General features: G+C 70.9%; 23 protein-coding genes. 13 read left to right on the plus strand and 10 right to left on the minus strand.

Annotated features, from left to right (window positions below; translation table 11 throughout):
• Positions 1–197: 197 nt before the first annotated feature.
• Positions 198–803 (plus strand): GTP cyclohydrolase I FolE, encoded by a 606-nt coding sequence (gene folE, locus ACGFNK_RS29860; RefSeq protein WP_386347500.1) that lies wholly within the window; start codon positions 198–200, stop codon positions 801–803.
• A 179-nt stretch (positions 804–982) separates the two neighbouring features.
• On the opposite strand, the gene ACGFNK_RS29865 is transcribed toward folE, so the two are convergent.
• The 6 genes from ACGFNK_RS29865 to ACGFNK_RS29890 all read right to left on the minus strand — a co-directional run bounded on the left by ACGFNK_RS29865 (position 983) and on the right by ACGFNK_RS29890 (position 6,104).
• Complete coding sequence (locus tag ACGFNK_RS29865; RefSeq protein ID WP_344387952.1) at positions 983–1,468, minus strand: DUF3180 domain-containing protein; 486 nt, start codon at positions 1,466–1,468, stop codon at positions 983–985.
• Positions 1,469–1,526: 58 nt separating this feature from the next.
• The gene (gene folK, locus ACGFNK_RS29870; protein WP_344387951.1) at positions 1,527–2,138 is read right to left on the minus strand and encodes a 2-amino-4-hydroxy-6-hydroxymethyldihydropteridine diphosphokinase; all 612 of its coding nucleotides are present in this window, start codon (positions 2,136–2,138) and stop codon (positions 1,527–1,529) included.
• A complete protein-coding gene (gene folB / locus ACGFNK_RS29875; protein ID WP_386347503.1) occupies positions 2,135–2,494 on the minus strand; it encodes a dihydroneopterin aldolase in 360 nt (119 codons plus the stop codon). Before folB ends, folK begins: the two co-directional genes overlap by 4 nt.
• Before the next feature lie 235 nt (positions 2,495–2,729).
• Positions 2,730–3,263, minus strand: coding sequence for a nuclear transport factor 2 family protein (locus ACGFNK_RS29880; protein ID WP_344387949.1), 534 nt, complete (start codon positions 3,261–3,263; stop codon positions 2,730–2,732).
• Complete coding sequence (folP, locus tag ACGFNK_RS29885; protein WP_386347509.1) at positions 3,260–4,138, minus strand: dihydropteroate synthase; 879 nt, start codon at positions 4,136–4,138, stop codon at positions 3,260–3,262. Before folP ends, ACGFNK_RS29880 begins: the two co-directional genes overlap by 4 nt.
• Before the next feature lie 136 nt (positions 4,139–4,274).
• Complete coding sequence (locus ACGFNK_RS29890; protein WP_393420825.1) at positions 4,275–6,104, minus strand: phosphatidylglycerol lysyltransferase domain-containing protein; 1,830 nt, start codon at positions 6,102–6,104, stop codon at positions 4,275–4,277.
• Positions 6,105–6,397: 293 nt separating this feature from the next.
• Between ACGFNK_RS29890 and ACGFNK_RS29895 the strand changes: the two genes are divergently transcribed.
• On the plus strand, positions 6,398–7,882 hold the full coding sequence (locus tag ACGFNK_RS29895) for a hypothetical protein (RefSeq protein ID WP_393420827.1): 1,485 nt from the start codon (positions 6,398–6,400) through the stop codon (positions 7,880–7,882).
• A 92-nt stretch (positions 7,883–7,974) separates the two neighbouring features.
• Here the strand turns inward: ACGFNK_RS29895 and ACGFNK_RS29900 are convergent, their stop codons facing one another.
• Together ACGFNK_RS29900 and ACGFNK_RS29905 are read right to left on the minus strand one after the other, a co-directional pair.
• Entirely contained in the window at positions 7,975–9,309 is a 1,335-nt protein-coding gene (locus ACGFNK_RS29900; protein ID WP_393420828.1) for a PH domain-containing protein, read from the minus strand.
• A complete protein-coding gene (locus ACGFNK_RS29905) occupies positions 9,306–9,833 on the minus strand; it encodes a PH domain-containing protein (RefSeq protein ID WP_386347677.1) in 528 nt (175 codons plus the stop codon). Before ACGFNK_RS29905 ends, ACGFNK_RS29900 begins: the two co-directional genes overlap by 4 nt.
• Before the next feature lie 31 nt (positions 9,834–9,864).
• Here ACGFNK_RS29905 and ACGFNK_RS29910 point away from each other — a divergent pair, with 31 nt between their 5' ends.
• The gene (locus ACGFNK_RS29910; RefSeq protein WP_393420830.1) at positions 9,865–11,016 is read left to right on the plus strand and encodes an NADH-quinone oxidoreductase subunit D; all 1,152 of its coding nucleotides are present in this window, start codon (positions 9,865–9,867) and stop codon (positions 11,014–11,016) included.
• On the opposite strand, the gene ACGFNK_RS29915 is transcribed toward ACGFNK_RS29910, so the two are convergent.
• Positions 10,981–12,111, minus strand: coding sequence for an SAM-dependent methyltransferase (locus ACGFNK_RS29915; RefSeq protein WP_393420832.1), 1,131 nt, complete (start codon positions 12,109–12,111; stop codon positions 10,981–10,983). The two genes, ACGFNK_RS29910 and ACGFNK_RS29915, sit on opposite strands and share 36 nt — an antisense overlap.
• A gap of 130 nt (positions 12,112–12,241) precedes the next feature.
• Between ACGFNK_RS29915 and ACGFNK_RS29920 the strand changes: the two genes are divergently transcribed.
• The 5 genes from ACGFNK_RS29920 (at position 12,242) to ACGFNK_RS29940 (ending at position 16,272) form a co-directional block, all read left to right on the plus strand.
• Positions 12,242–13,441, plus strand: a complete 1,200-nt coding sequence (locus tag ACGFNK_RS29920; protein ID WP_386347527.1) for a sensor histidine kinase — start codon at positions 12,242–12,244, stop codon at positions 13,439–13,441.
• 98 nt (positions 13,442–13,539) lie between these two features.
• A complete protein-coding gene (locus ACGFNK_RS29925; RefSeq protein WP_388683888.1) occupies positions 13,540–14,211 on the plus strand; it encodes a response regulator in 672 nt (223 codons plus the stop codon).
• A gap of 69 nt (positions 14,212–14,280) precedes the next feature.
• On the plus strand, positions 14,281–14,913 hold the full coding sequence (locus tag ACGFNK_RS29930) for an ATP-binding protein (protein WP_393420835.1): 633 nt from the start codon (positions 14,281–14,283) through the stop codon (positions 14,911–14,913).
• Between the two features lie 98 nt (positions 14,914–15,011).
• Positions 15,012–15,380, plus strand: a complete 369-nt coding sequence (locus tag ACGFNK_RS29935; RefSeq protein ID WP_393420837.1) for a helix-turn-helix domain-containing protein — start codon at positions 15,012–15,014, stop codon at positions 15,378–15,380.
• 25 nt (positions 15,381–15,405) lie between these two features.
• Complete coding sequence (locus ACGFNK_RS29940; RefSeq protein ID WP_393420839.1) at positions 15,406–16,272, plus strand: RNA-guided endonuclease InsQ/TnpB family protein; 867 nt, start codon at positions 15,406–15,408, stop codon at positions 16,270–16,272.
• 81 nt (positions 16,273–16,353) lie between these two features.
• Here ACGFNK_RS29940 and ACGFNK_RS29945 read toward each other — a convergent pair whose 3' ends face one another.
• On the minus strand, positions 16,354–17,544 hold the full coding sequence (locus ACGFNK_RS29945; protein ID WP_393420841.1) for a threonine aldolase family protein: 1,191 nt from the start codon (positions 17,542–17,544) through the stop codon (positions 16,354–16,356).
• A 183-nt stretch (positions 17,545–17,727) separates the two neighbouring features.
• Here ACGFNK_RS29945 and ACGFNK_RS29950 point away from each other — a divergent pair, with 183 nt between their 5' ends.
• From ACGFNK_RS29950 to ACGFNK_RS29970, 5 genes are read left to right on the plus strand one after another with little or no spacing between them, the layout of a single operon-like run.
• Positions 17,728–18,672: a Rossmann-like and DUF2520 domain-containing protein gene (locus ACGFNK_RS29950; protein WP_393420843.1), complete on the plus strand. Its 945-nt coding sequence runs from the start codon at positions 17,728–17,730 to the stop codon at positions 18,670–18,672.
• Positions 18,669–19,661, plus strand: coding sequence for a pantoate--beta-alanine ligase (gene panC / locus ACGFNK_RS29955; RefSeq protein WP_393420845.1), 993 nt, complete (start codon positions 18,669–18,671; stop codon positions 19,659–19,661). The genes ACGFNK_RS29950 and panC overlap by 4 nt, the downstream gene beginning before the upstream one ends.
• An 11-nt stretch (positions 19,662–19,672) precedes the next feature.
• Positions 19,673–21,439 carry an L-aspartate oxidase gene (locus tag ACGFNK_RS29960; protein ID WP_393420878.1) on the plus strand — a complete coding sequence of 589 codons (1,767 nt, stop codon included), beginning with the start codon at positions 19,673–19,675 and terminating at the stop codon, positions 21,437–21,439.
• The gene (nadC, locus tag ACGFNK_RS29965) at positions 21,436–22,440 is read left to right on the plus strand and encodes a carboxylating nicotinate-nucleotide diphosphorylase (protein ID WP_393420847.1); all 1,005 of its coding nucleotides are present in this window, start codon (positions 21,436–21,438) and stop codon (positions 22,438–22,440) included. Before ACGFNK_RS29960 ends, nadC begins: the two co-directional genes overlap by 4 nt.
• A gap of 9 nt (positions 22,441–22,449) precedes the next feature.
• Complete coding sequence (locus ACGFNK_RS29970) at positions 22,450–23,247, plus strand: type III pantothenate kinase (RefSeq protein ID WP_386347548.1); 798 nt, start codon at positions 22,450–22,452, stop codon at positions 23,245–23,247.
• Positions 23,248–23,432 lie beyond the last annotated feature (185 nt).

A 23,432-nucleotide genomic window follows, 5' to 3' on the forward strand; every position in this document is an offset into this window, starting at 1 on the left:
CTGAGCCACCCTGCCCCGGCCCCCCGCCCGTCTCCCGACCACCACCCCTCAAGGGGTCCCTTCGGGACACTGGCCTCAATGGGCCCGGAACGGATGCCGCGCCCCCCTGGTCTAGCCTGGGGGGCGCGGCATATTTGTATGCCCGTACATGAAGCGCGTGATCCGCACGCGTGGAAGGCACAGGAACGAGGCACCACATGATCGACCCCGTGAGGCTGAGCGGCGAGGGCGAGATCGGCGAGTTCGACGAGAAGCGCGCCGAGAACGCCGTACGAGAGCTGCTGATCGCGGTCGGTGAGGATCCGGACCGGGAGGGGCTGCGGGATACACCGGGGCGGGTGGCCCGGGCGTATCGGGAGCTGCTGGCCGGATTGCGGCAGGAGCCCGAGGATGTGCTGACGACGACGTTCGACCTGGGGCACGACGAGATGGTCCTGGTGAAGGACATCGAGATCGTGTCGCTGTGTGAGCATCATCTGCTGCCGTTTCACGGTGTGGCGCACGTGGGGTACATCCCGGCCGAGACCGGGAAGATCACTGGACTGTCGAAGCTGGCGCGGCTCGTCGAGGTGTTCGCGCGGCGGCCGCAGGTGCAGGAACGACTCACCACGCAGATCGCCGACTCGCTGATGCGGATTCTTGAGGCGCGGGGGGCGATTGTCGTGATCGAGGCTGAGCACATGTGCATGTCGGTGCGCGGTATACGCAAGCCGGGGGCCAAGACGACGACATCCGCTGTGCGCGGGCAGTTGCGGGACGCTACGACGCGGGCTGAGGCGATGAGTCTCATCCTGGCTCGGTGAGCCTCCGCGTGGGCGCTCCGCTTGGGGCGGGTTCCGTTTCGTCTGCCTGATTGTTGTTCGTATGGGGCTGCGGGTTCGTGGTGGCTGGTCGCGCCCCGCGGCGGAGCCGCAAATCGATACAGCCCCGCGCCCCTGAAGAGGCCTGCGGCCTCCTGAGGGGCCGCGCGGGCGGCGCGGCCCTATGCCGCCGGGGCCGCGTTGCCGTTCGTTTCGTCGTCCTCCGGGAGTTTGCAGACCCGTTCCAGGAAGAAGGCCGCCGCTATGACGGCGATGCCTGCCAGGACTGAGAAGCCGGCGTAGATGGCCTGGTCGCGGCGGGCCGGGATGTCCAGGGACTCCAGGAGGAAGGCGCCGGCTCCGCCGTACATGCCGGCCACCAGGGCGGCCACCAGGGCGCTTGCCTGGCCGAATACCACCGCTCGGGCCGCCACCAGCGGGTCGACACCCGTGGCGCCGGGGCGGCGCTCGCGCTGGGCCTTGAGGCGGGCCCTCAGGGAGAGCGCCGTGGCCAGGAGAACCACGGCGATCAGGGCCAGGACGATGGGGGCGGCGAGGGGGACCCGGGGCAGCGTGCCCACCGCGTTCCACAAGCGGGCGCCCGCCCAGGACAGCACGCCGGCGACCACGAACACGCCGACCAGCGTCCTGATGCGCAGCTCTTTCACGATGCCCCTTCGTCGCAGCCGGAGATGGTCCGGTAGATGGTCCGGTAGACCTTAACGACTAGTCGGGCAGCTGTAGTTCCAGGTCGGCGCGGGGCGCGACTCCTTCGCGGGGGACGGAGGCCAGAAGTCCTGCCACCGGCCCGACACCCGGGAGCTGGGCGTCCGGCTCCACGTCGTGCCAGGGGGCGAGGACGAAGGCACGCTCGTGCGCGCGCGGGTGGGGAAGGGTGAGGTCCGGGTCGTCGGAGACCATGTCGGCGTACGCGACGATGTCCACGTCGATCGTGCGTGGCCCCCAGCGCTCGTCCCGTACGCGGTGGAAGGCCTCCTCGACCGCGTGCGCCCGCTCCAGCAGGGAGCTCGGGGGGAGCGTCGTGCGCAGGACGACGACCGCGTTGAAGTACGTCGGCTGGCTGTCCGGCTCCACGCCCCAGGGCTGCGTCTCGTACACCGGAGAGACCGCCTTGACCCGTACGCCTGGCGTGTCCTCCAGGGCGTCGACGGCACCCTGGAGGGTCTCCAGGCGGTTGCCGAGGTTCGAGCCGAGGGAGAGCACGGCCCGTTTCGGGTTGTGCAGGGTCGTGTCGGCGGCGTCCACGCGTTCCACGACGGAGGCGGGCACCGGCTGTACGGTGGGGTCGCTCTGACCCTCGGTCAACGAGGCAGTCATACTCGGCTCCGGGTGATGGTGACGGTCACGTCGTCGAAGGGGACAGTGATCGGCGCGTCCGGTTTGTGGACGCAGACCTCGACCTCCTGGACCCCGGCGTGTTTCAGACACGTCTGGGCGATGCGCTCGGCGAGCGTTTCGATGAGATCCACGGGCTCGCCCTCGACGACGGCCACGACCTCCTGGGCCACTATGCCGTAGTGCACGGTCTTCGCCAGGTCGTCGTCGGCCGCGGCCGGCCGGGTGTCCAGGCCCAGCGAGAGGTCCACGATGAAGGTCTGGCCCTCTGCGCGTTCCTTGGGGAAGACACCGTGGTGCCCGCGGGCCTTCAGGCCGCGCAGCGCGACACGATCCACGCGAATCACTCCTGCAATCGTCGGTAACGGCGGTCACGGCCACATGCGGTCGGCACACCAGCCACAGTCGAATCTACCTGCGGACACTGACACCACCCGGTCACGGTGGCTCGGCCCGGGCGCAGGCCAGGAGGGTTCATCGACTGTTCGTCTGGAGGGACCCGGCGGCTCACGGGCTGGTAGCCGCGCCTACCCAAGGCCCCGCGATCCCAACCACTACTTGCCCCCTACCCACTCAAGAGGGCGAGTCGTCGGTCTCTTCCTCGCCGGATTCGGCCAACACGGGGGAGGCGTGGTGTGACCACAGTTTCCAGCCCTCGGATGTGCGGCGGAACACATTCGTGGCGACGACCAGTTGGCCCACGAGCGGTCCCAGTTCGTCGCTGTCCTCCGGGGCCGGGCCGCCGCTGAGGATGTTCTCGGTGCAAGTCACCAGGGCGGTGTCGGAGATGACGGACACGTGCACGTCCGTCAGGAAGAACTGGATGTACTCGGTGTTCGCCATGATCAGGGCGTACGAGCGGAGCACCTCGCCGCGGCCGGTCAGTACGGGCCAGCCGGGGTGGACGCAGGAGACCTCGGTGCCCCGGTCGGTGCCTTCCTCGAGGTCTTCGGGGTCCGCGGGATCTGCGGTGTGCTCGGCTCCGTCGATGTCCATGGGTGCCAGCCAGAGCGTCGACAGCTCCTCGAAGTCGCCTCGTTCCATCGCCTCGTAGAAGGCGGTGTTGGCGCGGGCTACCTCTTCGACGTCGGTGCGGGGTGCGCTCACTGGGCTCCCTCTGCCGCCCGGGCGCCTTCCACGGCCCGGGCGACCCGGACCGCGTCGGCGGTGGCCCGCACCTCGTGGACGCGGACCGCCCATGCGCCCTGGTGGGCGGCGAGGGCGGAGACGGCGGCGGTGGCGGCGTCGCGCTCCCTGGCGGGCGGCGGGGCGCCCTGCGGCCCGGCCAGTACGCGGCCGAGGAACCGCTTGCGGGACGCGGCGACCAGTACCGGGTGGCCGAGGTCCAGGAGGCGGTCGAGGTGGGCGAGGAGGATCAGGTCGTGCTCGGCCTCCTTGGAGAAGCCGAGGCCCGGGTCGACGACGATGCGGTCCGCGGCGATGCCTCCCTCGAGAACGGCCGCCACGCGCGCGTGGAGCTCGTCGACGACCTCGGAGACGACGTCCTCGTACCTGCCCTGGATGTTTCCGCCCTCCAGGAAGCCGCGCCAGTGCATGACCACGAAGGGCGCGCCGGCGTCCGCGACGACCGGGATCATCGCGGGGTCGGCGAGGCCGCCGCTGACGTCGTTGACGAGGGCGGCGCCGGCGGCGAGTGCGCGCTCGGCGACGGAGGCGCGCATGGTGTCGACGGAGATGGTGACGCCTTCGGAGGCGAGGCCCCGTACGACCGGGATGACGCGCTTGAGTTCCTCGGCCTCGTCGACGCGGGTGGCGCCGGGGCGGGTGGACTCGCCGCCCACGTCGACCAGGTCCGCGCCTTCCGCGATCAGGTCGAGGCCGTGCTTGACGGCTGCCGTCGTGTCGAACCAACGGCCGCCGTCCGAGAAGGAGTCGGGGGTGACGTTCACAACTCCCATGACGGCGCACCGGTCCCATGCCGGGAGCCCTGACACTTGGCCTCGCCCGCTGTTCTTGGTCATACGCCCAGCGTAGGCCTCTGGCGTCGGGCCGGGTCTCCTCCGGGGGCCGAGGGGCTTCCGGAGGCGGCCCCAGTCGTGTGGTGGCCTGAGCGAGGTCCCGGGGCTTGGAGGGAGTGGGACCTCGCTCAGGCCTGCTCTATGCCGCCCTTACGCCGTGTTCCGGCAACTGGTGCGGGCACGCCGCCGGTGGGGCCGTCCTGCGGCGCAGGGCCCGCGGCAGGGGGACGTCCACGAAACCCTCCGCCCGCAGGGCCGCCAGGCCGAGGCGCGGCAGGTCGCGGGAGGAGCCGTAGACGACGAAGCGGGGCTCCCAGCGGGGGCGGAACTTCGCGTTGAACCTGTAGAGAGACTCGATCTGGAACCAGCGGGAGAGGAACACCAGCAGACCGCGCCAGGCGCGCAGGACCGGGCCCGCGCCGATCTTCTCGCCGCGGGCCAGGGTCGCGCGGAACATCGCGAAGTTGAGCGAGACCCGCTTCACGCCCAGGCGCGGCGCCGCCTGGAGCGCGGCCACGATGAGGAGCTCGTTCATGCCGGGATCGGCCGCGCGGTCGCGGCGCATCAGGTCCAGGGAGACGCCGTCGGTGCCCCATGGGACGAAGTGGAGTACGGCCTTCAGGCCGCCGTACGGCCCCGGTTCGGCGTCAGCCTTGTGTGCCGTGGCCAGCAGACAGTCCCCGTCGGCCGGGTCGCCGATGCGGCCCAGTGCCATGGAGAAGCCGCGCTCGGTGTCCGTGCCGCGCCAGTCCTGGGCGGCGCGGCGTATCCGGTCCAGTTCGCCTTCGCCCAGGTCACGAACGCGGCGTACCCGGGTCTCGTAACCGGCCCGCTCGATGCGTTTCACCATCTGGCGCACGTTTCGCATCGGGCGTCCGGCCAGGGAGAAATCCGCGACGTCCACCACCGCCTCGTCGCCCAGTTCGAGGGCGTCCAGGCCGGTTTCCCGCGTCCAGACCTCGCCGCCCGTCTCGGAGCAGCCCATGACGGCGGGCGTCCAGGAATGGGTTTTCGCCACGTCCATGAAGCGCTCGATCGCGCCGGGCCAGGCCTCGACGTCGCCGATCGGGTCGCCGCTGGCGAGCATCACCCCGGAGACGACGCGGTACGTCACCGCCGCCTTGCCGCTGGGCGAGAAGACGACCGCCTTGTCCCGGCGCAGCGCGAAGTGACCGAGCGAGTCACGGCCACCGTGCTTCTCCAGGAGTGCTCGCAGCCGCACCTCATCGTCTTTCGTGAGCCGTGCGGCGGGGTGTTCGGGGCGCAGCGCCAGGTAGATGGTGGTGATGGCGGTCAAAAGGCCGAGCGCGCCGAGTGAGAAGGCCACCGTCCAGGACGTATCGCCCTGGTAGCCGACCGGCCCTTCGAAGCCGAACAGGCCGTACATCACGTGGGTGATGCGCTCTGCCAGGCTCGGATCGCCGACCAATCGGTTCGGGTGGGCGCTGACGATGACCAGGCCGAGGAGGAGTGAACCGGCGCCCATGAGAACGAAGTTGGTGAGCGCGAGCCAGCGGCTGCGCGGGTCGGGCAGCGCCGCGAACTCGCCGCGATGCCGCAGCAGGGGAGCCAGCAGCGCCAGTGAGATGAGGACGCCGATGAGGGAGTGCCGGTAGGCCAGCTGTGCGAGGGCGCCGGCCGGCAGCAGGAGTACGGCGGCCCGCCAGGCGCGGCGCTTACGGCGGCGCAGACCGTGGGCCAGGAGCAGCAGCAGGACGCCCACGCTGAGCGACAGGGCGGCGGCGAACGGGCCCAGCGCGCCCGGCAGCACCTCGGCGAGCGTGTGCACACGGCTGTGCCTGAAGCGCGGGAAGACACCCGCGGCGATGTCCAGGAGCCCCACGAGGGTGCAGGCCCTGGCGACCAGGGCGGGGACGGCCTCGGGGCGTGGACCGCGCAGTATGCGCCGCAGTCGGCCCGACCTGTCCGGTGCCCTGGCCGACGTTTCGCCTTCAACCGTGACAGACATCGCATACCGCACTTCTGCGAGAGACCTCGGAACCAGTGCCATTTACGGCATCCGGCGATATTGCGCCCTCTAGGACGGTGTCAGGAGGGGCCGGGTTCACTCGGTTTCGGAAAAGCGTGGCAAAAGTGCGTTTGCATAAGCGGACTTCGTCGGTCCTCTGCGAGGTGCCGCTGTCACTGGAGTGACAGTTTGGAGTGACCGCTGAGTGGTGAGGTGGTATCAATCCTCGGGAGTGGCTGGGTTTTTACGGGGCGGGGCTCCAAGATTCGCCTACGCGCGGTAAGTTTCTGGCCATGCCACGTGGACGTCACCGTCATTCCCCACCTCTGCACCGGCTGCTGCCCCCCTCGGCGATCGCAGGCGTCTCACTCGTCTGTGCCGCCGGGCCCTGGCTGTTCTCTGACGCGTGGGTCCTCCGCGGGCTGGCCGCGGGCGCCGCGGCGACGGCTGTCGTGGGCGCGGTCGTCATGCGCCACTGGGACGTGTCCGCGGGCAAACGCGTCGCGGACCTCACGCGCGCGCGTGCGAGCGACGAGTGGCGCCACGAGGAGCGGATCGCCGAGCTCGAGACCGACCTCGACGAGTCGCGCGAGCTGCGCACCAAACTGGAGCACCGGCTCCGCGAGAAGCGGGCGGAGCTCCAGGGCCTGCGCAACGAACACGCCGCCCTGCTGCGGCGGTACGCCACGGCGGAGACGGAGCGGGCCAGTGTCCTGGAGAGCCGCCGACGCCTCGCCATAGAGGCGACGACTCCGGCTCGTGCCGCCCTGCCCGCGGCGGCTTCGGCGGATCCGGTGGCCGAGGCGACGGAGAAGCCCGCTCCGGCCGCCCGTGCCGCGGCTTCGGTGCTCTACGCGAAGGCCAACGCGGCGCTGGACCGGCTGGCGGAGGCGGCTACCTCTCACGTGGACGTGGCCGCGGGCGCGCCTTGGGCGGCCGGAGTGACGAAGGACGGTTCGGCGGAGGACGGTTCGGCACAGGACGCTTCGGAAGAGGTCGCTTCGGAGGACACGAGCGGTTCGTCCGCGGTGGACGGCTCCACGGAGAGCGGTCCGGCGGCAGACGCGCCCGACGGGAGCGAGTCCCCGAAGAGCGGCTCTACGGAGAGCGGTCCGGCGCCGGATGCGCTCGACGAGCCCGATCCAGGCCCGTCGCCGAAGGGCGGCCCCGCGAAGGGCGGTTCGGCCAAGGGCGCCCCCGTGAAGGCCGGTGCGCCGAAGGGTGCGCCTCCGGCGGGCGGTCCCGGCAAGGGCGGGCCCACGCCGGGCGGTTCGCCGAAGGGCGGCTCTCGCAAGAAGGCCCCCGCGACGGGCGAGGCCGGGGCGGAGGGCGAGGCGACGCAGGGGAAGCCCGAGGCGGTCGGAGGGCATGAGCGCACGGCCGCCGCGAACGCACCGACGCCCGCCGAGTCCCCCACCACCGCAGCCGCCCTGAAGCCCGCCCACAAGGCTGGGCTTCCCTCCGGGCACTTCACCGTGCCCAAGGCCGTGGCGGTAGCTCCGACTTCTCCCGTACGGCGGCCTTCGATAGAGGGCGGGTTCGACTTCTTCGGTACGCAGCAGGAGGCGTCCCAGGCCGCCCTGGAGGCCGTACAGAACGAGGACCTGGCCGACGTGGTGGGCCAGGAAGCGCTCGCTCTCCACAAGGCCGAGGCCGAGGCGCAGTTCAAGCCCGCGGACGAGGAGTCCCGCAGCGTCGGCCAGCAGGTCATCGACCTGACCGCGCACGACGAGACGGAGCAGATCGACGTGGCGGAACTGCGGAGCGCGGTTTCCTGACCCTCAGGAGCGAGGTTTCCTGAGGTTCATCGGCAACAGGTCTATGAGGGCAGTGGCAGCGCAACGCGCCACTGCCCTCAGTCGTTCACCGCTCAAGCTCCGGCCATCCACCGATCCGGCCGGGCCTCCCGCCGCCCCGTCCGCGACCGGTCCGCCTGCGAGTACAGCAACTCCGCCGCCTCCGAGGCGTCCCGCAGCCGAGCCGTCACCGTCTTGTTGGCGCCCGTGTCGATGTGCACATGGGCCAGCCCTTTGACGCGCATCCACGGCCCTTGCTCCATGCGTACGCTCTGGACCTTGCCGTGCGGTACGAGCGCGAGGCTGCGGCGCATCAACCCGTGCCGGGACGCGAAGACGGCGTCGGTGACGGCAAGCCCGTAACCCCGCCACCACAACGGCATGCACCAGCCGGCCCGGCGCGGCGGTCGCGCCGGCGCACCCGGAACCGTCACCCCCGGCAGCACCCGCGCGATCACCGACTCGGCGACCTCGCGCGGAGCGACCGGTACGAGCACGGAGTTGGACGAGCCCGCCACGTCCAGTTCGACCCTGACCCAGCCGCGCCGCCGCCACAGCAGCGGTTCCACGATGCGGACCGTCTGTACGCGGCCGGGCGGCACCGTCTCGTGCGTACGGTCGAGCAGTCCGTGGTCGAGACGGAGCCCGTCCGGGGAATCGCCCACGGTCCAGTCGTACTCGCCGACGAAGCGCCCCACGCTGCTCGCGCCCGCCGCGCCGAGCAGCGGCAGCGCTACCGCGAGGACCGTCCACACGCTGTGCGAGGCCCACCACACCAGCGGTGGTACGACGAGCGCGCCGGCCAACGATCCCCAGGTGGCGCCCGTCAGCACCAGGGATACAGCGAGGACCCTGGCCGGTACGTGCAACAGCTGCCGGACCGGCGCCTCGCCCACCTCGTGCGCTGTCTCGGGGGCGAAACCGGCGGCGCGGGCGAGCAGTTCCGCCCGCAGCACACGGGCCTCGTTCTCGCCCAGGAAGGCGAGTTCGTCCTTCTTGTCGGTCCCTATGACGTCGAGTTTGAGTTTGGAGACGCCCGCGACGCGGGCCAGCAGCGGCTGGGTGACATCGACGGCCTGGAGCCGGTCCAGCCGGATGTGCGCCGTGCGCCGGAACAACAGGCCCGTACGGATGCGCAGTTCGGTGTCGGTCACCGCGAAGTGGGTGAACCACCAGGTCAGAAAGCCGTACAGGGCAGCGGCCGGAATGACCACGGCGATCGCGATCAGCAGGGTGGAGGTCGTCAGCCGGGTCAGCTGCCGCTGCGTCTGGTCGGGGTCGTGCACCGCCCAGCCGGCGATCACGGCGATCGGCGCCCAGGCGCGGCGCAGCGGCGTCACGGGATGCAGCCGCCGCTCCGTCACGGGCTTCGCCTGGCGTACGTCGCGCTCGACGTCGGAAGTCGTCACAGCCCCGCCGATCTGGCCTCGCCCAGCTCCGTGAGCCGGTCCCGCAGCCGTTCCGCCTCCGCCGGGTCGAGGCCCGGAATGCGGGCGTCCGTCGCTGCGGCGGCCGTGTGCAGCTGCACGCTCGCCAGCCCGAAGTGCCGCTCGACGGGACCCGAGGTCACCTCGACCAGCTGCATGCGCCCGTACGGCACGACCGTCTCCTCACGCCACAGCACACCCCGGCTGATCAGCAGGTCGTCCGCGCGCTCGGCGTACCGCCAGGACCGCCAGTTGCGGCCCAGCATCGGCCAGCCCCACAGCAGCAGTGCCAGCGGCAGCAGGGCGAAGGCCGCCCAGCCGGGCCCGGCGAGCAGACCGAGCGGCAGCCCCGTACCGAGCGTAAGCGGCACGAGCCACACCACGAGCAGCAGCCGGCGCATCCGCAGCAGTCCCGGCGGCAGGCCGGTCCACACCGGCTCGGGCTCGGACTCGGTGCTCCCGGTGGTGCCCATGATCCCCCTGGTCCCCCTGCTCCCCGTCTCCATGCCGCAAGAGTACGTACGAGACACTGTTCTCATGACTCCCACGACGGAGACCACGGTCGGCATCGGCGGCGCCGCGGAGAGCACCGACATGGTGCTCAACATCGGGCCCCAGCACCCGTCCACCCACGGTGTACTGCGCCTTCGGCTCGTGCTGGACGGCGAGCGGATCCAGCACGCGGAGCCGGTCATCGGCTATATGCACCGCGGCGCGGAGAAGCTCTTCGAGGCGCGCGACTACCGCCAGATCATCATGCTCGCCAACCGCCACGACTGGCTCTCCGCCTTCTCGAACGAGCTGGGTGTCGTCCTCGCCGTGGAACGCATGCTCGGCATGGAGGTCCCGGCCCGTGCGGTGTGGATGCGGACGCTCCTCGCGGAGCTGAACCGCGTCCTGAACCATCTGATGTTCCTCGGTTCGTACCCCCTGGAGCTGGGCGGAATCACCCCGGTCTTCTACTCCTTCCGGGAGCGCGAGGAGCTCCAGGCCGTCATGGAGGAGATCTCCGGCGGGCGTATGCACTTCATGTTCAACCGCGTCGGCGGCCTCAAGGAGGACCTCCCCGCCGGATGGGCCGCACGCGCGCGTGCGACCGTCGCGGACGTCCGCACACGCATGGACGTGTACGACAACCTGGTGCTCGGCAACGAGATCTTCCGCGGGCGTACGCGCGACGTGGGCCGGATGTCCCCGGAGACGGTGCACGCCTACGGAGTGAGCGGTCCGATCGCCCGCGCCAGCGGAGTCGACTTCGATCTGCGCCGCGACGAGCCGTATCTGGCGTACGGGGAACTGGGCGACGTCCTGAAGGTTGCCACGCGCCAGGAGGGCGACTGCCTGGCCCGCTTCGAGGTCCTCCTGGAGCAGACGCACAACTCCCTGGACCTCGCCGACGCCTGCCTGGACCGGCTCGCTCAGCTGACGCCCGGCCCGGTCAACCAGCGGCTCCCCAAGGTGCTCAAGGCCCCGGAGGGCCACACGTACGCCTGGACCGAGAACCCGCTCGGCATCAACGGCTACTACCTCGTCAGCAAGGGCGACAAGACCCCGTACCGGCTGAAACTGCGCTCGGCCTCGTACAACAACATTCAGGCGTTGGTGGAGCTGCTGCCGGGGACGCTGGTCGCGGACATGGTGGCGATCCTGGGGTCACTGTTCTTCGTGGTCGGGGACATCGACAAGTAGGGCTGTCCGCCCTCCCCGTGCTCTCCGTGGAGGGCTGTTTTCGCCGGGCAGTGGGCCGGGCAGCGGGTTCGCAATTCCAACCGGCTGCACGAGCCAGCCGAAGTCGCCGAGCCCGCCGGGAGCGGTGAGTTCGGCGCCCTCGCCGGCGCCGGAGAGGGCCTGTACGTACGCCGTCGGGTCCGTGGAGGCCAGCGACAGCGGCGGTCGGCCGCCACTCACGCCCAGGGCGTGCAGGGCGTCCCGCTGGGTCAGCAGCCGCGCTCCGGGCAGCGCGCACGCGTCCAGGGCCACGTGCGCGGTGATGTCGCAGGACCCGTCCGGTACGGGCGCCGTCTCGCGGCCCTCGCGGAAGCCGGTGAGCGTCCCGAAGGGCGGGCGTGCGTCCGCGCGGTGGGCGTAGTCGACGGCTACGGCGAGACCCCGGTCGAGGCCGGCCACGGCGGATGCCCAAGCGGCGTCCCTGGGGAGGCCGATTTCGGCACGCAGCCCTTCAGGATGCTGGTTTTCAGGGACGCGATGCTCTTCGGGGAGCTGATGTCCAGGCAGCGGCCACCAGCGCGCCAGCCACTTCGCTTCAGCCCCGGAGACCGGCTCCCCGAGGGATTCGGTGCCGTCCTCCCGTACGAGGACCAGCCGTGGCACCCCGTCGGCGTCAACCTCGGCGACGTCCAGGGGCACGTTGTCCAGCCACTCGTTCGCGAACAGCAGCCCGGTGACCCCCGACGGAGGCTCCGCGAGCCACTCGATCCGGTGGTCGAGAGCGGCGGGCCGGTCGGCGCGTTCGACGGCATACCCGCGCACGCGGGAGGCCACTTCGGCGGGGAGGGCCTTCAGGACGCCGGTGACCAGCTCGCCGCGGCCCGCGCCCATGTCGACGAAGGCGAGCTCGGCGGGCCGGCCGAGTGCCTCGTCGACCCGGCACAGAAGCCGGGCCACAGCACCAGCGAACAGCGGCGACGCGTGCACCGAGGTCCGGAAGTGACCCGCGGGCCCCTCAGGCCGGCGATAGAAGCCGCGAGGCCCGTACAGCGCCTCATCGGCGGCCTGCCGCCACCCGCGCCGGCCACCCTCCGCCTCGTGTGCGTCTTGTCTCACGGCTTGTCCCACGGCTTCAGGCTAAGCGCCAGGAATCAGCAGGTCTCCACCTTGGGGAGTACGTGCGGTGGTCGCGGATCGGCCCTCCGGTTGACCCCTGCACACTGCACCCTTCCCTACGCTGGGTTACGTGCAGCGCCTCTATGACTTCCTCCGCAGGCACCCGACATGGGTCGACAGCTTCTGGGCCGTCCTCCTGCTCGGGATTTCCGTGCTGGGCGGATCGATCACGGAGGAGGCCCGGGGGGCCGATCTTCCGGCCGTCACGGTTCCGATCATGCTTCTGCTGTCCCTGGTGGTCGCGCTGCGCCGCCGAATGCCGGAGAAGATGCTGATCCTGGCGCTGCTGCTCGGCCTGGCGCAGCTGATCGCGGACGTCGGGACACTGCCCGCCAACTTCGCCTTCCTGGTGATCATCTACACGGTCGCGGCGGACGGCGCCCGCTGGGCCTCCCGGATCGCGCTGGCCGCCGGTCTATGCGCCGCTCCCGTTTCACAACTGCGCTGGCCGGCCGATCAGGGCGTCGGGAGCAGCATCGCCATAGTGACCTTCCAGACCGTTCCGTTCGCGCTCGCCTGGGTCCTCGGCGACTCGGTCCGCACCCGCCGCGCCTACCTCTCGCAGCTGGAGGAGCGCGCCGCCCGGCTGGAGAAGGAGCGCGAGGCCCAGTCCAAGGTCGCGGTCGCCGCCGAGCGGGCCCGGATCGCCCGCGAGCTGCACGACGTGGTCGCGCACAACGTGTCGGTGATGGTGGTGCAGGCGGACGGTGCCGCGTACGTCATGGACACCGCCCCCGACCAGGCCAAGAAGGCCCTGGAGACCATCTCCGGAACAGGTCGGCAGGCCCTCGCCGAGATGCGCCGCCTGCTGGGCGTGCTGCGCACCGGCGAGCACCAGGAGAGCGGCGAGTACGTCCCGCAGCCCGACGTCGACCAGCTCGACGACCTCATCGAAGAGGTCCGCACGGCCGGCCTCCCCGTCGACTACAAGATCGAGGGCACCCCGCGACCGCTGCCGAGCGGCGTCGAACTCACCGCGTACCGCATCGTGCAGGAGGCGCTGACCAACACGCGCAAGCACGGGGGGCCGAACGCGGGCGCGAGCGTGCGCCTGGTCTACTTCGACGACGGCCTCGGGCTGCTCGTCGAGGACGACGGGAAGGGCGCTCCGCACGAGTTGTACGAGGATGGTGGTGTCGACGGCCGGGGACACGGTCTGATCGGTATGCGGGAGCGCGTCGGTATGGTCGGCGGCACTCTGGACGCGGGGCCGCGCCCGGGCGGCGGCTTCCGGATCAGTGCCCTGCTCCCGCTCAAGCCCGCCAACTGACACGTGCACGCAACACCCACCCACCGGCCGCGAACCGACCGCCCACGCACCACTCGCACACGCACCGCCCGTCCATGAACCGACCGGAGGACCCAGGAATGCCGATCCGCGTGATGCTCGTCGACGATCAGGTGCTGTTGCGCACCGGGTTCCGGATGGTGCTCGCCGCCCAGCCGGACATGGAGGTCGTGGCGGAGGCGGGCGACGGTGTCGAGGCCCTCCAGGTGCTGCGCTCGACCGCCGTCGACGTGGTCCTGATGGACGTACGCATGCCGAAGCTGGACGGCGTCGAGACGACCCGCCGCATCTGCTCGGAGCCGGACCCGCCGAAGGTGCTGATCCTCACCACCTTCGACCTCGACGAGTACGCCTTCTCCGGGCTGAAGGCGGGCGCCTCCGGCTTCATGCTCAAGGACGTGCCGCCCGGCGAACTCCTCACCGCCATCCGCTCCGTGCACAGCGGCGACGCGGTGGTCGCGCCCTCCACGACCCGCCGTCTCCTCGACCGGTTCGCGCCGATGCTGCCGAGTGGCGGCAAAGAGCCCCAGCGCAAGGAGCTGGAGCGGCTGACCGACCGCGAGCGCGAGGTGATGATCCTGGTCGCTCAGGGCCTGTCGAACGGCGAGATCGCGGCACGTCTTGTCCTCTCGGAGGCGACGGTCAAAACGCACGTGGGGCGCATCCTCACCAAGCTCGGGCTGCGGGACCGGGTGCAGGTCGTGGTTCTGGCGTACGAGACGGGTCTGGTACGGGCGGGCGGACAGGGCTGAGCGGGCCTTGGCAGGGGCGCTGCGCGAACGTGACCGAGGCGTAACCGTCGGCCACTAAGGTCTCTGCGCATGCTCCTGTGGATCAACGGCCCCTTCGGGGGCGGCAAGACACAGACTGCGCACGAAATTCAGCGGCGCCTGCCCGGCAGCGTCATCTGCGATCCGGAACACATCGGCTTCGGGCTGCGCCGCACGCTGCCGCCCGAACTGCGCGGAAACTTCCAGGACCTGGTGTCCTGGCGGCAGGGCGTCGTCGAGGTGCTCGACCTCGCCCTCACCAAGCACGACGGCGTGGTGATCGCCCCCATGACCGTCACGGACTTCGGCTGCTTCGACGAGACCGTCGGGCGACTGCGCGAAAAGGGTCACGACGTACGGCACTTCTCGCTCCTCGCCCAGCGCGAGACCGTCTTGAAACGGCTGCGCGAGCGCGGCTTCGGCCACCTCCTCCAGTACGTCGGCGGCAAGGACGCCCCCTTGCGCAGGGAGAGTTGGGCGGTGGAGCAGCTCGACCACTGCCTGGAGAGGCTGCGCGAGCCGGAGTTCGCCGAGCACCTGTGGACGGATCACACGACCGTGCCGAAGACGGCGGATCGCATCGCCGTCCTGGCCGGGCTGAAACTCCGGCCCAACCACGAGGGCGCGCTGCGGACGCGGCTGCGGCAGGTGAGTGTCGCGGTCAGGCACATCCGGTTCGACTGACGCGGTCTCGCTCCGGTGACTTGGAACAAGACAACCGGCGGAATGCGTGTGCGTAACTCGAATGGACTTGCCTCGTTGTGTTTGTCATGAAGGCGGACATGGGGCGCAAGTACCGGGCATACCCCACCGAGACGCAGGAGCAGGTCCTGACCAGGTGGGGACACACCGTGCGCGCGCTGTGGAACATGGCGCTGGAGCAGCGGATCTACGCCTTCCGGCAGCGTGGGTACACGCTGCGCGCGGTCGAGCAGTGCAGACACCTCGCCATCGGTCGGAGCGAGATCGACTGGCTCAAGGACTTGCCCAGTGAGTGCGGTCAGATGGTGCTACAGCATCTGGACCGGGCATACGACAACTTCTGGAATCCTGAACACCCCGCCGAGTTCCCGACGTTCAAGCGGCGCGACCATCGAGTCTCGATCCCCTTCAAGGGCCATCGAGTCCAAGCTCAACCGCAAGTGGGCTGAGGTGCGTCTGCCCAAGCTGGGTTGGATGCGCTTCCGGCTCTCTCGTGGCATGGGCGGCACGGTGCGCAACGCCACGGTGTCACGGGACGGCAATGGCTGGCACATCAGCTTCGGCGTGCATACGGGATTCAAGGCGGCGGAACCGAATCGCAAGTCCGTGTGCGGGGTGGACTTTGGGGTGGCCGCGTCGGCGTACGTCTCCACCGAGACCGCGCCGCGACGGATGCCGTCGACCCTCACCGCAGCCGAGCAGGCGCGGCTGCGGCACCTGGAGCAGAAGAAGGCCCGCCAGCTGACCTACGCCAGGAAGCACAACGGGGGCAGGTACAGCAAACGACTGCGCGAAACAATCGCAGCCATCGCGAAACTGAAGACCCGGCAGGCAAACCGGCGTCTGGACTTCACGCACAAGCTCACCACCGACCTCGCCAAGAACCACGGCCTGATCGGCATTGAGGATCTGTGCGTGACCGGCATGACCCGAAGCGCCCGTGGCACACTGGACAGGCCGGGTATGAACGTCCGCGCCAAGGCCGGACTCAACCGCGGCATCCTGGACAACATGCCCGGGGAGCGGCGCCGCCAGCTGGAGTACAAGGCACGTCTCCACGGCGCCGAAGTGGTCGCGGTCTCCGCGTTTCACACCTCGCAGACCTGTGCCGCCTGCGGCCGGGTCGACCCCGAATCCCGTAAGGGATGCGGGCGGCTGTTCGCCTGCGTGCACTGCAGGCACGAAGACGACGCCGACCACAACGCCTCGCTCGAGATCGAGGCCCGAGCCCGCCGGACCGGTGGCTCGGTCATCAACAGCACGCGCAGCACCCGCACGGTGCGAGTCCCCGCCCAGCGCGGGAGGCGGATGCGTGAAACCCGCTCGGCGATCTGCAGGTAGCCAAGGGAATCGCTCTTTGCTGGGCGAAATGGTCAATTGTAGAACGACACGTACTACGTCCGATCCATTTGAGGGCCATTGCTAGACCTCTGGCTGGAGGCGGCGGACAAAGGCTGTGGCCGCCGCCTTCACCTCGTCGGCCGTCCATTCCAGGCCGGGGGCCCGTACATGGACCTCGGTGAAGGACAAGCCCGGGCCTTTCTGGTCCCAGCCGTAGGCGAAGAGCATGGTCTCCGTCTCCTCGGCCGTCCGGACCGCCGCCTCCATGGCGACCTCAGCGTCGTACGGCAGCCAGACCTGGAAGTCGTGGGTGTGCGGCACCTCGGGGTACACGCGCGCCCACGGCACGCCGGCCCTCGCGAAGCCCTCGCGCAGCGCGGTAGCCACCAGGCGCGCGTGGGCCACGTACTCCGGCAGCCGGGGCAGCTCTCTCTCCAGGCCGACCAGCGCCGACAGCGCTGTGGGGAACTGCTGGAACACCTGGCCGCCGTACCTGTGCCGCCAGACCTTCGCCTCCTCGACGAGGGTCTTCGGGCCGACCAGGGCCCCGCCTCCGAACCCATCGAGTGATTTGTAAAACGACACGTACACGCTGTCCGCCAGATCCGCGATCTCCGTCAGCGGGCGGTCGAAGTGGACGGTGGACTCCCACAGGCGCGCGCCGTCGAAGTGCACCACCGCGTCGCGCTCCCGCGCGGCCTCCACGACCTCGGTGAGCTCCTCCCAGGTGGGCAGCACGAAACCGGCGTCTCGGAGGGGGAGTTCGAGCATCAGCGCCCCGAAGGGTTCCTCGAAGTCGCGCACCTCGGCGGCGGTCGGCAGCCGGGGCTCGCTGGTGACCCGCACCGGGCGCAGGCCGCTGACCTGGCTGAACGCGTTCCGCTCGTGCACCTCGGGGTGACTCAGCGCGTGCAGTGCGACGGTCGCGTTGCCGGTGTGGGCCGCCCAGCAGCGCAGGGCCACCTGCTGGGCCATCGTGCCCGTCGGGAAGAAGGCGGCGGCCTCCAGGCCGAACAGTGCAGTGACCTTCTCCTCCAAAACCTCGACGACGCCGTTGCCGTAGATGTCCGACGGCTCGTCCAGGTCGTACACGTCCTTTGCCACGTCCAGCAGAGCCAGGCGTTCTTGGAGGGTCTTCTGGAAACCGTGGCGGGCGAACACGCGCTGCGCGCTCCGCTGGGCGGCGATACGCCGCTCGCGGAGCTGCTTGCGCCGTTCCTCGTCGGATGTCTGATCCTGGGGGTGTTCGCTCTGCCGCGTCGTATCACTCATCTGCGGATCATGCCCCGCGTCGGTTCGCGCGGGCACCCGCATTTCCGTACGGCGTTCCATGCGTGCGTGGCGTGCGATAACCCACAGCCTGTGGACAACAAAACGGGCCCGGAACGGATCGCGTTAACATGACGAGAAATCGTCCGGTACCCCGAGCGGACTGGAACGGAAGGCCGCCGTCGAGTGAGTACAGTCCCACAACCAGACCCCAAGGACCGCCCTGCGCGGCTCACCGTCGGCGTCGTCGGTGCCGGCCGCGTGGGGCCCGCTCTTGCCGCGTCGTTGCAGCTCGCCGGGCATCGGCCGGTGGCCGTCTCCGGGGTCTCCGACGCCTCCGTACGGCGTGCTGCGCAGCTGCTGCCCCACGTACCGCTGGTGACGCCCGCGCAGGTCATGGAGCGGGCCGAACTCGTGCTCCTGACGGTCCCGGACGACGCCCTGCCCGGGCTGGTGGAGGGGCTCTCCGAGACGGGGGCCGTACGGCCGGGGCAACTTCTCGTGCACACCTCCGGGCGGTACGGCGCGAAGGTCCTGGATCCCGCGCTGCGGGCCGGTGCGCTGCCGCTGGCGCTGCATCCCGCGATGACGTTCACCGGTACTTCTGTGGACGTGCAGCGGCTCGCCGGGTGCTCCTTCGGGGTCACCGCGCCCGAGGAGCTGCGGCTGGCCGCCGAGGCGCTCGTCATCGAGATGGGCGGCGAGCCCGAGTGGATCGCCGAGGAGGCCCGGCCGCTGTACCACGCGGCCCTCGCGCTCGGCGCCAACCACCTGGTGACGCTGGTGGCCGAGTCCATGGAGCTGCTGCGTACGGCGGGTGTGGAGGCCCCCGACCGGATGCTGGGTCCGCTGCTCGGTGCCGCCCTGGACAACGCCCTCAGGTCGGGCGACGCGGCCCTCACCGGACCCGTCGCGCGCGGTGACGCGGGCACGGTCGCCGCGCACGTCACGGAGTTGCGCAAGCACGCCCCGGAGACCGTTCCCGGCTATCTGGCGATGGCCCGCGCGACCGCCGACCGGGCCCTCGCCCACGGATTGCTCAAGCCGGAGCTCGCAGAGGACCTTCTCGGGGTACTGGCAGACGGGGTACCGGCAGACGGGACCGACGGCACCGAGGGGGACACCCGATGACCACCGCCCTGCTGCGCACCGCCGACGAGCTCCACGCGCGCGTGCGCAACGGCCGTCGTGCCGTCGTGATGACGATGGGCGCCCTGCACGAGGGCCACGCCACCCTGATCCGCACCGCCCGCGGGATCGCGGGCGGCGACGGCGAGGTCGTCGTCACGGTCTTCGTGAACCCCCTCCAGTTCGGCGTGGGCGAGGACCTCGACCGCTATCCCCGCACCCTGGACGCCGACGTGAAGATCGCTGAACAGGCGGGCGCGGACGTCGTGTTGGCCCCCTTCGTGGACGAGGTCTACCCGGGCGGCGAACCCCAGGTCCGCATCAGCGCGGGCCCCATGGGTGAGCGCCTGGAGGGCGCCTCGCGGCCAGGGCACTTCGACGGCATGCTCACCGTCGTCGCCAAACTGCTGCACCTGACCCGGCCCGATGTGGCGCTGTACGGGCAGAAGGACGCCCAGCAACTCGCCCTGATCCGCACCATGGTGCGCGATCTGAACTTCGGGGTGGAGATCGTCGGCGTACCGACGGTGCGCGAGGAGGACGGACTGGCCCTGTCCAGCCGCAACCGCTACCTCTCGGCCGCGGAGCGCCGCACCGCGCTCGCCCTCTCCCAGGCCCTGTTCGCGGGCAGCGACCGGCACGCGGCACAGGAGGCCCTGCGCGCGCGTGCCCGCGAAGTGCCCACCACGCGCGCGCGTGCCGAGGCCCTCAGCGCGCTCGGCGAGTCCCGCGCCGCGGCCGACGCGCATGCCGTCGCCAAAGCGGTGCCGGGCGGCCCCGCCGCGGTCCGCGCCGCCGCCCGCCTCGTCCTCGACGACGCCGCCCGTATGCAACCCCCGCTCGCCCTGGACTACTTGGCGCTGGTCGATCCGTCCGACTTCACCGAGATCCCGGACGACTACACCGGCGAGGCGGTCCTCGCCGTAGCCGCCCGGGTCGGGACGACCCGGCTGATCGACAACATTCCGCTGACCTTCGGAGCCGCCTCGTGACCAGCACAGGCATACGCCCGCCCGTCGCCCACCACGCTCGAACGGGAGCGCTCCGCGCTCGCCCCCGTTTGACCGCCCCCGCCCCCGGCTGGTTCATCGCCGCCGACGTCGTGGTCGTCGGCTCCGGAGTCGCCGGACTCACCGCGGCCCTGCGCTGCGACGCCGCGGGGCTGCGGACCGTCGTCGTCACCAAGGCCATGCTCGACGACGGCTCCACGCGCTGGGCGCAGGGCGGCATCGCGGCGGCCCTCGGGGAGGGCGACACTCCCGAGCAGCACCTCGACGACACGCTGGTGGCGGGCGCGGGCCTGTGCGACGAACAGGCCGTACGCCTCCTCGTCACCGAGGGCCCCGACGCCGTACGCCGCCTCATCGCGACCGGCGCCCATTTCGACGAGTCCGAACAGGGCGATCTGGAGCTCACCCGCGAGGGCGGCCACCACCGCCGCCGTATCGCGCACGCGGGCGGCGACGCGACGGGCGCCGAGATCTCCCGGGCCCTCGTCGAGGCGGTGCGCGCGCGTGGACTGCGCACGATCGAGAACGCCCTGGTCCTGGACGTGCTGACGGACGCCGACGGCCGCACCGCGGGCGTCACGCTGCATGTCATGGGCGAGGGCCAGCACGACGGCGTGGGAGCCGTCCACGCGCCCGCCGTGGTCCTCGCCACCGGCGGCATGGGCCAGGTCTTCTCGGCGACCACCAACCCGTCCGTGTCCACCGGGGACGGCGTCGCGCTCGCCCTGCGCGCCGGGGCCGAGGTCAGCGACCTGGAGTTCGTGCAGTTCCATCCGACCGTGCTGTTCCTCGGCCCGGACGCCGAGGGCCAGCAGCCGCTGGTCTCCGAGGCGGTTCGCGGCGAGGGCGCCCACCTCGTCGACGCGGACGGTGTGCGCTTCATGGCCGGTCAGCACGAACTGGCCGAGCTGGCGCCCCGCGACATCGTCGCCAAGGGCATCATGCGGCGCATGCAGGAGCAGGGCGCCGAGCACATGTACCTGGACGCCCGGCACTTCGGCGCCGACATGTGGGAGCACCGCTTCCCCACGATCCTCGCCGCCTGCCGCGCCCACGGCATCGACCCGGTCACCGAGCCCGTCCCGGTCGCCCCGGCCGCCCACTACGCCTCCGGAGGCGTCCGCACGGACTCCCAGGGCCGTACGACCGTCCCCGGCCTGTACGCGTGCGGGGAGGTCGCCTGCACCGGTGTGCACGGCGCCAACCGGCTCGCCTCCAACTCCCTCCTGGAGGGCCTCGTCTACGCCGAGCGCATCGCGGCCGACATCGCCACGCGCCACGAGGAAAACCGCCTCTACGCGCGCGTGCCCGCGCCCGTCGCCTACCCGGAGCAGCCCGTCCACCCGCTCCTCGACTCCGAGGCGCGGTTCGCGATCCAGCGGGTCATGAGCGACGGCGCCGGTGTGCTGCGGTCCGCCGAGTCCCTGGAGCGGGCGGCCGACCGCCTCGAGCAGCTGCACTCCGACGCCCGCGACGCGCTCGCCGAGAACGGCAAGACGGCCGAGCCCGGCGTCGACACCTGGGAGGCCACCAACCTCCTGTGCGTGGCCCGCGTCCTGGTCGCCGCCGCCCGTCTGCGCGAGGAGACCCGCGGCTGCCACTGGCGCGAGGACCACGCCGACCGCGACGACACCGACTGGTCCCGCCACATCGTCGTACGGCTGAATCCGGACCGAACCCTCGCCGTACACACCACCGACACACCAGACTTCCCCCCGACCCGGCAGCCCCGCCCGGCACCCCGTCCCCAGGAGCAGTGACAGCAGTGAGCAGCACCCCCGATCTTCCCCTCCTCTCCAGCGGTGGCTGCGGCGACGGCTGCGGCTGCGGTGCCGCAGGTGCCGAAGAGGACTACGACCTCGACCCCCTGGAGTGCGGCCTCGACCCGGCCCTCGCGGCACTCCTCGTCGACGCCGGGCTCGACCCCGTCGAGGTGGAGGACATCGCGCACCTGGCCATCGAGGAGGACCTCGACCACGGCGTGGACGTCACCACGGTCGCGACCATCCCCGAAGAGGAAGTCGCCACCGCCGACTTCACCGCCCGTGAGGCGGGTGTCGTGGCGGGCCTGAGGATCGCCGAGGCGGTCGTCTCGGTCGTCTGCACGGACGAGTTCGAGGTCGAGCGCCACGTCGACGACGGTGATCGTGTGGTGGCCGGGCAGAAGCTCCTGAGCATCACCAGCCGCACCCGCGACCTCCTGACGGCCGAACGCAGCGCCCTGAACCTCCTGTGCCGCCTCTCCGGAATCGCGACCGCCACGCGCGCGTGGGCAGACGTTCTCGAGGGCACGAAGGCCCGCGTGCGCGACACCCGCAAGACGACGCCCGGACTGCGCTCCCTGGAGAAGTTCGCGGTGCGCTGCGGCGGCGGCGTCAACCACCGCATGTCCCTCTCGGACGCGGCCCTGGTCAAGGACAACCACGTGGTCGCCGCGGGGGGCGTCGCCCAGGCCTTCAAGGCCGTACGGGAGACCTTCCCCGACGTACCGATCGAGGTCGAGGTCGACACCCTGGACCAGCTGCGCGAGGTCGTGGACGCGGGCGCCGACCTGATCCTCCTGGACAACTTCACGTCTGGCGAGTGCGAGGAGGCCGTCGCCCTCGTCGACGGCCGCGCGTTCCTGGAAGCCTCGGGCCGCCTCAGTCTGGACAACGCGGCGGCGTACGCCCGCACCGGCGTCGACTACCTCGCCGTGGGCGCCCTCACCCACTCCTCGCCGATCCTGGACATCGGCCTCGACCTGCGAGCGGCGGAGTAGGTACGGGTCATGCTGCTGACCATCGACGTGGGCAACACCCACACCGTCCTCGGCCTCTTCGACGGCGACGACATCGTCGAGCACTGGCGCATCTCGACGGACGCGCGCCGCACGGCCGACGAGCTGGCCGTTCTCCTCCAGGGCCTGATGGGCATGCACCCGCTGCTCGGCGACGAACTGGGCGACGGCATCGACGGCATTGCCATCTGCGCCACCGTCCCCTCGGTCCTGCACGAGCTGCGCGAGGTGACCCGCCGTTACTACGGCGACGTCCCCGCCATCCTCGTCGAGCCCGGCGTCAAGACCGGCGTGCCGATCCTGATGGACAACCCCAAGGAGGTCGGCGCGGACCGCATCATCAACGCGGTCGCCGCCGTCGAGCTCTACGGGGGGCCGGCGATCGTCGTCGACTTCGGTACGGCGACGACGTTCGACGCGGTGAGTGCGCGCGGGGAGTATGTGGGCGGGGTCATCGCCCCCGGTATCGAGATCTCGGTCGAGGCGCTCGGGGTGCGGGGCGCTCAGCTGCGCAAGATCGAGGTGGCTCGGCCGCGGAGTGTGATCGGCAAGAACACGGTCGAGGCGATGCAGTCGGGCATCATCTACGGTTTCGCCGGCCAGGTGGACGGCGTGGTGAACCGGGTGGCGCGCGAGCTGGCCGAGGATCCGGACGATGTCACGGTCATCGCGACGGGTGGGCTTGCGCCGATGGTGCTGGGCGAGTCCTCGGTGATCGATGAGCATGAGCCGTGGCTTACGTTGATCGGGCTTCGGCTGGTGTACGAGCGGAACGTCTCGCGTACGTGATGCCTCCGGCGGTTGGGCCGGTTTTGAAGGTGCGGGTGCGTTGTGGTTGCTCGCGCCCCGCGGCGGAGCCGCTGATGTCACAGCCCCGCACCCCTGGGTGCGTGGGTGGGTCGGGGCCGTGGGCCGGTGCGTCAGCCCGTCGCAGGGTGGGCATACGGCCCTTCGTCTGACACAGGGCGCAGGTG

Origin of the sequence: Streptomyces sp. NPDC048825, assembly GCF_043198355.1 — a bacterium.
GTDB classification, from domain to species: Bacteria; Actinomycetota; Actinomycetes; order Streptomycetales; family Streptomycetaceae; genus Streptomyces; species Streptomyces xiangluensis.

Coding starts and splice junctions, on each gene's coding strand:
- ACGFNK_RS29890 (WP_393420825.1), bottom strand. CDS start 6,104: ATGTCTGTCACGGTTGAAGGCGAAACGTCGGCCAGGGCACCGGACAGG.
- ACGFNK_RS29925 (WP_388683888.1), top strand. CDS start 13,540: ATGCCGATCCGCGTGATGCTCGTCGACGATCAGGTGCTGTTGCGCACC.
- ACGFNK_RS29945 (WP_393420841.1), bottom strand. CDS start 17,544: ATGAGTGATACGACGCGGCAGAGCGAACACCCCCAGGATCAGACATCC.
- ACGFNK_RS29930 (WP_393420835.1), top strand. CDS start 14,281: ATGCTCCTGTGGATCAACGGCCCCTTCGGGGGCGGCAAGACACAGACT.
- panC (WP_393420845.1), top strand. CDS start 18,669: ATGACCACCGCCCTGCTGCGCACCGCCGACGAGCTCCACGCGCGCGTG.
- ACGFNK_RS29910 (WP_393420830.1), top strand. CDS start 9,865: ATGACTCCCACGACGGAGACCACGGTCGGCATCGGCGGCGCCGCGGAG.
- ACGFNK_RS29940 (WP_393420839.1), top strand. CDS start 15,406: ATGCGCTTCCGGCTCTCTCGTGGCATGGGCGGCACGGTGCGCAACGCC.
- ACGFNK_RS29905 (WP_386347677.1), bottom strand. CDS start 9,833: ATGGAGACGGGGAGCAGGGGGACCAGGGGGATCATGGGCACCACCGGG.
- ACGFNK_RS29895 (WP_393420827.1), top strand. CDS start 6,398: ATGCCACGTGGACGTCACCGTCATTCCCCACCTCTGCACCGGCTGCTG.
- ACGFNK_RS29935 (WP_393420837.1), top strand. CDS start 15,012: ATGGGGCGCAAGTACCGGGCATACCCCACCGAGACGCAGGAGCAGGTC.
- folP (WP_386347509.1), bottom strand. CDS start 4,138: ATGACCAAGAACAGCGGGCGAGGCCAAGTGTCAGGGCTCCCGGCATGG.
- folK (WP_344387951.1), bottom strand. CDS start 2,138: ATGACTGCCTCGTTGACCGAGGGTCAGAGCGACCCCACCGTACAGCCG.
- folE (WP_386347500.1), top strand. CDS start 198: ATGATCGACCCCGTGAGGCTGAGCGGCGAGGGCGAGATCGGCGAGTTC.
- ACGFNK_RS29970 (WP_386347548.1), top strand. CDS start 22,450: ATGCTGCTGACCATCGACGTGGGCAACACCCACACCGTCCTCGGCCTC.